Here is an 11,823-nt window from a genome sequence, read left to right on the forward strand (position 1 = left end):
AGGACCAATGCCGTCCACGGAAGACAAGCTGCGCCAGTACCTCAAGCGGGTCACCGTCGACCTGGGCGAGGCCCGGCAGCGCCTGCGCAAAGCGGAGCAACGCCACCACGAGCCCATCGCCATCACCTCCATGGCCTGCCGCTACCCCGGCGGCGTCACCTCCCCGGAAGCCCTGTGGGAGCTGGTCGACAGCCGGACCGACGCCATCGGCCCCTTCCCGGCCAACCGCGGCTGGAACCTGGCCGCCCTCTACCACCCCGACCCCGACCACCCCGGCACCAGCTATGTCCGGGAAGGCGGCTTCGTCCACGACGCCGACGAATTCGACGCCTCCTTCTTCAACATCTCCCCGCGCGAAGCCCTCGCCATGGACCCGCAGCAGCGGCTCCTCCTCGAAACCGCCTGGGAACTCCTCGAACGCGCCCACCTCGACCCCACGGCCCTCAAAGGCACCCCCACCGGCGTCTACACGGGCTGTGGTGTGCCCGGCTTCGGCACACCGCACATCGAGCGCAGCGCCGAGGGGTTCCTGCTGACGGGCAACGCGCTCAGCGTCGTGTCCGGCCGTATCGCCTTCACCCTCGGCCTGGAGGGGCCCGCGGTCACGCTGGACACGGCGTGCTCGTCCTCGTTGGTGGCGATGCACCTGGCGGTCCAGGCGCTGCGGCAGGGCGAATGCGATCTGGCCCTGGCCGGCGGGGTGACGGTCATGGCGACCCCGAACGTGATCACGGAGTTCTCCCGGCAGCGGGGCCTTGCCCCGGACGGCCGGTGCAAGCCGTTCGCCACGGCGGCCGACGGCACGGGCTTCTCCGAGGGCGCGGGCCTGGTGCTGCTGGAGCGGCTGTCGGACGCCGAGCGCAACGGGCACCAGGTGCTCGCCGTCATCCGGGGTACGGCCGTCAACCAGGACGGCGCGAGCAACGGGCTGAGCGCCCCCAACGGGCCCTCGCAGCAGCGGGTGATCCGCCAGGCGCTGGCCAACGCCGGGCTGGCCACGGTCGAGGTGGACGCGGTGGAGGCCCATGGCACGGGCACCACGCTCGGCGACCCGATCGAGGCCGAGGCGCTGCTGGCCACCTACGGCCAGGAGCGGGATGAGGACCGCCCGCTGTGGCTGGGGTCGATCAAGTCCAACATCGGCCATACGCAGGGCGCCGCCGGGATCGCGGGCGTCATCAAGATGGTGATGGCCCTGCGCCACGGCTCGCTGCCCGCCACCCTCCACGTCGACGAGCCCACCTCGCATGTGGACTGGAGCCGCGGCACGGTGCGGCTGCTGACCGAGCCGGTCGACTGGCCGGCGGCCCCCGACCGCCCGCGCCGGGCCGGCGTCTCGGCGTTCGGCATCTCCGGCACCAACGCCCACGTCATCCTGGAGGAGGCGGCCCGGCCCACGGCGGTGGAGGCACAGGGCGCCGCGCCGGAGGCCGAGGCGGAGACAGCGGAGGAGGAGGCCGCCGAGCCTGCCGTCCTGGGCGGCGTGGCGCCGTGGCTGCTCTCGGCCCGTACCCCACAGGCCCTGGCCGACCAGGCGCGGGGGCTGGCCCGGGCCGTCACCGGCACCGGCGCCCCGGGCGCCGCGCCCGCCGAGGTGGCCTGGTCGCTGGCCACCACCCGCGCCACGTTCGACCACCGCGCGGTGGTCACCGGCACCGAACTCGCCGACCTGACCGCCGCGCTCGATGCCCTGGCCACCGGCGGCGAACACCCCCGCCTCGTCCGCGGCACCGCCCTCGACCCACAGGCGGGCCCGGTCTTCGTCTTCCCCGGCCAGGGCTCCCAGTGGCCCGGCATGGCCGTCGGACTGCTGGACTCCTCGCCCGCCTTCGCCACCCGGATCGCCGCCTGCGAACGGGCCCTGGCGCCCTACGTCGACTGGTCGCTCACCGCCGTGCTGCGCTCCACCGACACCACCACCGACCCGCACCGCGTGGATGTCATCCAGCCGACCCTGTGGGCCGTCATGGTGTCCCTGGCGGGCCTGTGGCAGGACTTCGGCGTCACCCCCGCCGCCGTGATCGGCCACTCCCAGGGCGAGATCGCCGCCGCCTGTGTGGCCGGGGCCCTCACCCTCGACGACGCCGCCAAGGTGGTGGCCCTGCGCAGCCGGGCGCTGCGCGCCCTCGCCGGCCACGGGGCCATGGCCTCCCTCACCCTCGGCGCCGAGGACACCGCCCGCGTCCTGGCCGGACTCGGCCAGGCGGCCGAGGACGTCGCGGTCGCCGCCCACAACGGCCCCCGCTCCACCGTCGTCTCCGGACCGCCGGACCAGATCGCCACGGTCCTGGCGGCCGCCGAGGCACAGGGCGCCAGGACCCGCACCATCGACGTGGACTACGCCTCCCACAGCCCGCACGTCGACCGCATCCGCGACACCATCCTCGCGCAACTCGCCGACCTGGCCCCCACCACGCCCACCATCCCCTTCTACTCCACCGTCACCGGCGAGCAGCTGACCGGCACCCCGCTCGACGCCGAGTACTGGTTCACCAACCTCCGCCGCCCGGTCCGCTTCACCGACACCCTCACCGCCCTCCTGGACCACCACCACCGCCACTTCATCGAGGCGAGCCCCCACCCCGTCCTCACCCCCGGCATCCAGGACGCCATCGACGATGCCGACCTCCCCGCCACCACGATCCCCACCCTCCGCCGCGACCACGGCACCCCCCACGACCTCGCGGACGCCCTCGCGCTCGCCCACACCACCGGCCTCGCCGTCGACTGGCGGCCCTGGTACGCCGCCACCCCGCCCGCCACCACCGATCTGCCCACCTACCCCTTCCAGCGGCAGCGCTACTGGTCGGCGGCGGGCCGCCGGGCCGGTGACGTCAGCGCGGCCGGGCTGCGGCCGGTGGACCACCCGCAGCTGTCGGCCGCGACGGGCCTCGCCGACGGCGGGCTCCTGCTCACCGGGCGGCTGCCGGCGGCCGGGGACGCCGGCTGGCTGGGCGAGCACGAGTTCGCCGATGCGGTCCTGGTGCCCAGCACGGCCCTGGTGGAGTGGGCGCTGCGGGCGGCCGACGAGGCGGGCTGCGGCGGTGTCGAGGAGCTGACCCTTGAGGTCCCCCTGACCCTGTCCGCCGCCTCCGAGCTGCGCGTCCAGGTCGTGGTGGACGCCCCCGACGAGGACGGCCGGCGGGCCGTACGCATGTCCACCCAGCCCGCGGTCGACACACCGGACGGAGCCGACGGGCCGGACACCTGGACCTGCCATGCGACGGGCACCCTCACGGTCTCCCCAGCCGCCGGGACTGAGCTGGCGGGCGCCTGGCCACCGGCCGGTGCCGAACCGGTGGACCTCACCGGCCTGTACGCGCGCGCCGAGGCCGCCGGCTACCGGTACGGGCCGACGTTCCAGGGCGTCCGGGCGGTGTGGCGGCACGGCGCCGACCTCCTCGCCGACGTGGCCCTGGACCAGGGGGCCGAGGAGGGCGGCGACGAGTTCGGCATCCATCCCGCGCTGCTCGAATGCGCCCTGCACCCGGTGGCGCTGGACGACGCGGACACCGACGGCCCGCTGTGGCTGCCGTTCTCCTGGAGCGGCGTGTCCCTGCACGCGGGCGGCGCCACCGGCGTACGGGTCCGGATCGGACAGCGGGAGCACGCCGAAGGCCGTGAGCTGACCGTCGTCGTCGCGGACCCGGCCGGCGCCCCGGTGCTCACCGTGGATTCGGTCGCGCTGCGGCCCGCCGACGGAGACTGGCTGAAGGCCGCGGAACGCCGCTCCGCCGGCGGCCTGTTCACGGTGGAGTGGACACCGCTGCCGCCGCCGGAGAGCCGGCCCGAGCCGGGTGAGGCCGAGGAGCGCTGGGCGACGCTCGGCGACCTGGGCCCCGGGCGCCACTACGCCGACCTGGCCGCGCTGCTGTCGGCGGTGGACGAGGCAGAGCCCGCTCCGCCCGTGGTCCTCGCCGCCGTGCCACCTGCGGCCGGCTCCGGGGCCGACACGGCTCCGGTCACCGTCCGGCACACGTTGGAGCTGGTCCAGGGCTGGCTGGCGGAGCCGAGGTTGCGGGACTCCCGGCTGGTGCTGATCACCTCCGGCGCGGCCTCGGCCGGCGAGGACGACGGGCCGGTGGATCCGGGGAGCGCGGCCGTGCTCGGCCTCGTCCGGGCGGTCCAGGCCGAGCACCCGGACCGCTTCACGCTGGTCGACCTGGGCGCCGAAGCGGGCGCGGGCTCGGACTCGGGCACGGACTCGGGCACGGGCTCGGGCTCGGGGGCGGAAGAGACGTTGGTCGAGGCGGTGCGCCGGGCCGTCGCCGCGGACGAGCCGCAGATCGCAGTCCGTTCGGGCGCGGTGTCGGTCCCCCGCCTGGTACGCGCCGTCACCCGCCCCGATGAGGACACGGCGGTCGAACTGTCCGGCGGCACGGTGGTGGTGTCCGGCGGGGCGGACCACCCGGCCGGCGGCCAGGTCGCCGAGCAACTGGTGCGCGCGTACGGCGCCGAGCGTCTGCTGCTCCTCTCCCACCCGGACAGCGGGGCCCCCGGCGCGGCCGACCTGGCCGAGCGGCTGACGGCGCTGGGCGCCCGGGCGGAGGTGGCGGCGGTCGATGTCGCCGACCGCTCCGCTCTGGCGGAGGTTCTGGCCTCCGTGCCCGACAGCCACCCGCTGGTGGGCGTGGTGCATCTGGCCGGGGCGTCCGACGGCGCCCCGGTGGAGTCCTGGGACGACGGGCGAGTGTCGCGGGCGTGGGCGCCGGGGGCCACCGGCGTGTGGAACCTGCACGCCCTCACCCATGGCCTGCCGCTGCGGATGTTCGTGGTGTTCTCCTCCGCCGCCGATGTCACGGGCGGCCCCGGCCGGGCCGGACACGCCGCGGCTCACGCCCACACCGACGCGCTGATCGCCCACCGGCGCGCAGCGGGTCTCCCGGGTACGGGCCTGGCCTGGTCCCTGGGGGAAGAGGCCACTCCCGACGCCTCGCACCTGCTCGACGCGGCGTTGCACGCCGTACACCCCCTGGTCGTGGCGGCGGACCTGGACGTCGCCCGGCTGGGGCCCGCGGCTCCCGCGCTGCTGCGCGCCCTGGTCCGGCCCGGCCGGCGCCGCGCCGCGGAACGGCAGTCGGCGGTCCTCGCCCTGGCCTCGCGCCTCGACGGTCTCGACGCCTCCGGACAGCGCGAACTGCTGCTCGATGTGGTGCGCCGGATGGCCGCCGTGGTGCTGGGCCACTCCTCCGACGCGGCGATCCGGGCCGAGGCCGCCTTCAAGGAGCTGGGCTTCGACTCCCTCACGGCCGTCGGGCTGCGCAACCGCCTGGTCGACGCCACCGGGCTGCGGCTGCCCTCGACCCTCGTCTTCGACTATCCGACCCCCCGGGCCCTGGCCGACCACCTCCTGCAGCACCTGACCAGCACCGCGCCCGCCACGGCGGTGCCGGTGGGGCCGGCCCGGGCCGCGAGCGCGGACGACGAGCCCATCGCCGTGGTGGCGATGGCGTGCCGCTTCCCGGGCGATGTGACCACGCCCGAGGGGCTGTGGGACCTGGTCGCGGCGGGAGAGCACATCCTGGGGCCCTTCCCCACCAACCGCGGCTGGGACCTGGCCAACCTGTTCCACCCCGACCCGGAACACCCGGGCACGACCTACGCCTCCCAGGGCGCGTTCGTCTACGACGCCGACGGCTTCGACGCCGCGTTCTTCGGCATCAACCCCCGCGAGGCGCTGGCCATCGACCCCCAGCAGCGTCTGATCCTGGAAACCGCCTGGGAGGCCCTGGAACGCGCCGGTATCGACCCGCACACCCTCAAGGAGAGCCTGACCGGGGTCTACACCGGTGTCATCTACCACGACTACGCCGCCGGTCTGCCCGCGGGCGACCCCCGGCTGGACGGCTACACCATGCTGTCCAGCATCGGCAGCATCATCTCCGGCCGGGTGGCGTACACCCTCGGCCTCCAGGGCCCGGCCGTCACCGTGGACACCGCCTGTTCCTCCTCCCTGGTCGCCATGCACCTCGCCGCCCAGGCCCTCCGTCAGGGCGAATGCGATCTGGCGCTCGCGGGCGGGGTGACGGTCATGGCCACCCCTGACCCGTTCACCGGGTTCTCCCGGCAGCGCGGGCTGGCCCCCGACGGGCGGTGCAAGCCGTTCGCCGCCGCCGCCGACGGCACCAGCCTGAGCGAAGGAGCCGGTCTCGTCCTGCTCGAACGCCTCTCCGACGCCCGCCGCAACGGCCACCAGGTGCTCGCGGTGGTGCGCGGCTCGGCGATCAACCAGGACGGCGCGTCCAACGGGCTGACGGCCCCCAACGGCCCCTCCCAGCAACGCGTCATCGGCCAGGCCCTCGCCAACGCCGGCCTGGGCCCCGCCGACATCGACGCCGTGGAGGCCCATGGCACGGGTACGACGCTGGGCGACCCCATCGAGGCCCAGGCCCTCCTGGCCACCTACGGCCAGGACCGCCCCGAGGACCGGCCCCTGTGGCTCGGCTCGGTCAAGTCCAACATCGGCCACACCCAGGCCGCCAGCGGCATCGTCGGCGTCATCAAGATGATCATGGCGATGCGCCACGGACGGCTGCCCGCCAGCCTCCACATCGACGAACCCAGCCCGCACATCGACTGGACCAGCGGAAACGTCCAGCTCCTCACCGAGGCCACCGACTGGCCCGAGACCGGCCGCCCCCGCCGCGCCGCCGTCTCCTCCTTCGGCGCCTCCGGCACCAACGCCCACCTCATCCTCGAACAAGCCCCCCACCGGCCAGAACCCCGGCCGGTGGCCGGCACTCCCCCGCCCGGCACCGTCCCCTGGCCACTGTCGGCGCGCGACGACCAGGCCCTGCGCGAGCAGGCCGCCGCGCTCGCCGAGCAGCTGCGGGCCGACGGCAGCGCGTCGGTGGCGGCCGTGGGGTGGTCCCTGGCCACGACGCGGGCGGTGTTCGAACGGCGGGCCGTGGTCGTCGGCGAAGGCCTGGAGGAAATGACCGCCGCGCTGGAGGCGCTGGCCGCCGGCGATCCGCACCCCGGCCTGTCCACCCCCACCGGCGCCGGGTCAACGGCGCCGGGGAACGTGGTGTGGCTGTTCTCCGGGCAGGGCAGCCAGCGGCCGGGCATGGGCGCCGACCTCTACCGGCGCTTCCCGGTCTTCGCCGACGCCTTCGACGAGGTCTGCGCGCTCCTGGACCCCCACCTCGACCATCCGCTGCGCGAGGTGGTCTTCGCCACCGACCCCGGACACGGCGACCTGATCCACCACACCACCTACACCCAGGCCGGTCTCTTCGCCCTCCACCTCGCCCTCGCCCGCCTCCTGACGAGCATGGGCCTGGCCCCCGACGCCGTCGCGGGCCACTCCATCGGCGAGATCTCCGCCGCCCACCTCGCGGGCGTGCTCTCCCTGGAGGACGCCGCCCACCTGGTCGCCGTCCGCGCCACCCTGATGGGCGGTCTCCCGCCCGGCGGCGCCATGGCCACCGTCCACGCGAGCGAAGAGGAGATCACCGCCACCCTGGACGACCACCCCGGCCTGGCCATCGCCGCGATGAACACCCCGGGCCACACGGTCATCTCGGGCCCCGCCGACCAGGTGGCCGCCGCCACCGCGAAGTGGCGGGAACAAGGCCGCAGGACCCGCTCCCTCCCGGTCTCCCACGCCTTCCACTCACCCCTGATGGAGCCCATCCTCGCCCCCTTCACCGAGGCCATCGGCCATCTGACCTTCCACCCGCCCCGTACCCCGCTGATCAGCAACCTCACCGGCCGGCCCGCGGGCGAGGAGATCACCACCCCCGAGTACTGGGCCCAGCACATCCGCCGGCCGGTCCACTTCCACCAGAGCGTCAGCCACCTCGCCGAGGACACCGCCGTCTTCCTCGAGCTGGGCCCGGCTCCCGTGCTGACCCACGCCGTCCACCACACCCTGCCCGAGGAGACCAACGCCACCGCGCTGGCCACCCTCACCGGCAAGCAGCCCGATGTGCGGGCCCTGGCCCACAGCCTGGCGTCGCTGCACATCGCCCACGCCCCCCTGGACTGGACGCCCTGGTATCCCGCCGACCCGGCCCCCGAGACGGTCGCGCTGCCCACCTACCGCTTCCAGCGCCGGCCGTACTGGATCGCCCCCCACACCTCCGGCAACGCCGCCCCCGGCGGCACCGGCCTTGACCATCCGCTGCTGGACGCGGCGGCGCCCCTGGCGGACGGCGGCGTGGTGCTCACCGGGCACGTCCCACCGGCCGACCACGACAGCTGGCTCACCGAGCACACCATCGCCGAGACCGTCCTGCTGCCCGGCACCGCGCTCCTCGAACTCGCGCTGTGCTCCGCCGAGCACACCGACAGCCCCCACGTCGAGGAACTTCTCCTCCACCACCCGCTCACCCTCCACCCGACCTCCCCCCTCGATCTGCAGATCGTCGTCGGCACCGCCGATGACGCCGACCGCCGGGTCCTGCACATCTACACCCGCCCCCAGTCGGCCCCCGCGGCCGAGTGGACCCGTCACGCCACCGCCACCCTCGCCGCCGAGCCCGCCACCGGCCATCCGGCGCAGGTGCGGGAGGCGGCATGGCCGCCCGCCGGGGCCGAACCCGTCGACATCACGGGCTTCTACGACCGCGCGGCGGCGAACGGCTATGCGTACGGGCCCGCTTTCCAGGGGCTCCAGGCGCTGTGGCGGCGCGGCGACGACCTCTTCGCCGAGGTCACCCTGTCTACGGGCGAGGCCACCGACGACACGGCCGAGGCCCTCACCGTCCATCCCGCGTTCCTCGACAGCGCGCTCCACCCGCTGGTCGCCGTCACGGACACCTCGGGCGGCGAGGTCTGGCTGCCGTTCTCCTGGAGCGGCGTCACCCTCCACGCCACCGGCGCCACCCACGCCCGGGTCAGGATCACCTCCCGCAACGAGAGCGAGCACAGCGTCACCCTCACCGACGCCACCGGGCAGCTCGTCCTCACCGCCGACGCCGTCACCACCCGGCCCATGCGCCTGGACGCGCCCCAACCGGCCACCACCGAGGGCCTGTTCACGCTGGAGTGGACGCCCGCGGCTCCCCTCGCCGAACGGGCGGAGGAGCCCGCACCGCCCGAGGTGGTCTTCGCCGAGGCGCCGGTCGCAGACGCTGACGGCGGCGAGCTGGAGGCCGTCGAGCGGGCGTTGGCGCTGGTGCGGAACTGGCTGGCCGAACCACGGCCCGACGACGCCCGGCTGGTGGTGCTGACCCGCAAGGCCGTGGCCGTGGACGAGGAGACGGACCTCGACCCCGTCGCGGCGGCCGTCTGGGGCCTGGTCCGCAGCGCCCAGTCGGAGAACCCCGGCCGCTTCGTCCTGCTGGACACCGACCTGCCCACGGACAAGGACACCGCTCCGGCGTCCGACGGCCGGGTGGCCGACGCGGTCCGCTGCGCGCTCGACCTCGACGAACCGCAGCTGGCGCTGCGCGGCGGCCGGGTCCTGGTGCCCCGGCTCGTCCGCGCCACCGCCTCGGCCGCGCTCGTACCCCCCGTCGGCCAGGGGGCGTGGCGGCTGGACGCCGCGGGCACGACGGGCTCCGCGACGATCGACTCCGTGGCGCCGGTGCCGTTCCCCGAGGCCGAGGAGGAGCTGGCGGCCGGGCGCGTACGCATCGAGGTGCGCGCGGCCGGTGTCAACTTCCGCGATGTCCTGATCAGCCTGGGCATGGTGCCCGACCAGACCCGCATCGGCGGCGAAGGCGCGGGCGTCGTCCTCGAAGTGGCCCCCGACGTCACCACGGTGGCGCCCGGCGACCGCGTCCTGGGCGTCTTCGACGGGGCGTTCGGCCAGGTCACCGTGGCCGATGCGCGGATGGTGACCAGGATGCCGGCAACCTGGGACTTCCCCCGGGCGGCGGCCGTCCCCGTGGCGTTCCTGACCGCGTGGTACGGGCTGGTGGAGCTCGGCCGCCTGAAGGCGGGCGAGTCGGTGCTCATCCACGCGGCGGCCGGCGGTGTGGGCATGGCCGCCGTGCAGATCGCCCGCCACCTGGGCGCCGAGGTGTACGGCACCGCTAGCCCCGGCAAACACGCCGCGCTGGAGGCCATGGGCATCGACGAGACCCACCGCGCCTCCTCCCGCGACCTCGACTTCGAGACCGCCTTCCGCGCCGCCACCGGCGGCCGCGGCGTCGATGTGGTCCTCAACAGCCTGGCGGGCGACTTCATCGACGCCTCGCTGCGTCTGCTGGCCAAGGGCGGCCGGTTCCTGGAGATGGGCAAGACCGACCTCCGCGACCCGGAGCAGGTGGCCGAGGACTTCGCCGGGGTGGACTACCGGGTGTACGACCTGGTCTCGGACGCCGGGGCGGAACGCGTCGCGCTGATGCTGGCGACCCTGGTGGAGCTGTTCGACGAGGGCGCTCTGACGCCGCCCCCGGTGCAGGCGTGGCCGCTGGCCAGGGCCCGCCAGGCGCTGCGCCACATGAGCCAGGCCAAACACACCGGCAAGATCGTCCTGACCGTCCCCCCTGCTCTCGACCCCGACGGCACGGCCCTGATCACCGGCGGCACCGGCACCCTCGGCGCCCTGGTCGCCGAACACCTCGTCACCACCCACCACATCACCCACCTCCACCTCCTCAGCCGCCGCGGCCCGGACGCCCCCGGCGCAGCCGACCTGACCGCCCGGCTCACCGAGCTCGGCGCCACCGTCCGCATCACCGCCGCCGACACTTCGGACCTGCGGGCCGTGCGGCAGGCCGTCGACGCGATCGACCCCGACCACCCGCTCACCGCCGTCATCCACACCGCCGGTGTCGTCGACGACGCGATGGTCACCTCCCAGACCCCCGACACCCTCCGCCGCGTCTGGGCGGCCAAGGCGGCGGGCGCGGCCAACCTCCACCGGGCCACCCGGCACCTCCCGCTGGCCATGTTCGCCCTCTACTCCTCCGTCTCCGGCACCCTGGGCAACCCAGGACAGGCCAACTACGCCGCGGCCAACGCCTACTGCGACGCCCTGGCCTCCCGGCGACACCACGCGGGACTGCCCGCCACCTCCATCGCCTGGGGGCTGTGGGACGCCACCAGCGACATCACGGGAGCGCTCACCGAGGCCGATGTGGCGCGGATGGGCCGCACCGGCGTCACGGCGCTGGCCACCGACCACGCGCTGGCCCTCTTCGACGCGGCCCACCGGCACGGGGACCCGCAGCTCGTGGCGCTCGACCTCGACGTCCACGCGCTGGCCGCACAGCCGGCGGCCACCCTCCCGGCCGCGCTGCGCGCCCTGGCCGCCCGCCCGAGCGGGGCCACGCGGCGCGCCGCCGCGGCCGCGCAGCGCCCCGACGACTGGACGCGCCGGCTCGCCGGACTCCCGGAGGCCGAGCAGCGGCAGCAGCTGCTCACACTGGTGCGCACGAACGCCGCGACGGTGCTCGGCCACGCCGACGCCGAGAGCGTACGGGAGGAGGCGCCGTTCACCGATCTGGGCTTCGACTCGCTGACCGGTGTCGAGCTGCGCAACCGGCTCTCGGCGGCGACCGGGCTGCGGCTGCCCGCCGCGCTGGTCTTCGACTTCCCCTCGGCCCGGGCGCTGGCCGACCATCTGCGCGGCCAGCTGGTGGCGGACGGGGGAGCCGGCGCCCAGGGCGGGGTGGACCCGGTGCTCGGCGAGCTGGCGCGGCTGGAGTCCACACTGTCGGCCCTCGACCTGCCCGAGGCGGACGCGCGGGCGGTGACAGATCGGCTTGAGGGTCTGCTGGCCCAATGGAAGGCGGCGTCCGCGCCGCCGGCCGAGGACAACGCGACCGACCGGCTCACGCTCGCCACCGCCGACGAAGTGCTCGCGTTCATCGACAACGAACTCGGCACCTCGTGAAGGCTCAGTTGCTCGCTTCGACGCGTATGAAG

Annotated in this window: 1 protein-coding gene; it reads left to right on the forward strand. The window is 75.1% G+C overall.

Going from position 1 to position 11,823, the window contains the following annotated elements:
- Window positions 1–7 precede the first annotated feature (7 nt).
- Window positions 8–11,791, forward strand: a complete 11,784-nt coding sequence (locus tag ACFZDL_RS24965) for an SDR family NAD(P)-dependent oxidoreductase (RefSeq protein WP_353592712.1) — start codon at window positions 8–10, stop codon at window positions 11,789–11,791.
- Window positions 11,792–11,823 lie beyond the last annotated feature (32 nt).

This window comes from Streptomyces sp. NPDC007917, assembly GCF_042959105.1.
Taxonomy (GTDB): Bacteria; Actinomycetota; Actinomycetes; order Streptomycetales; family Streptomycetaceae; genus Streptomyces.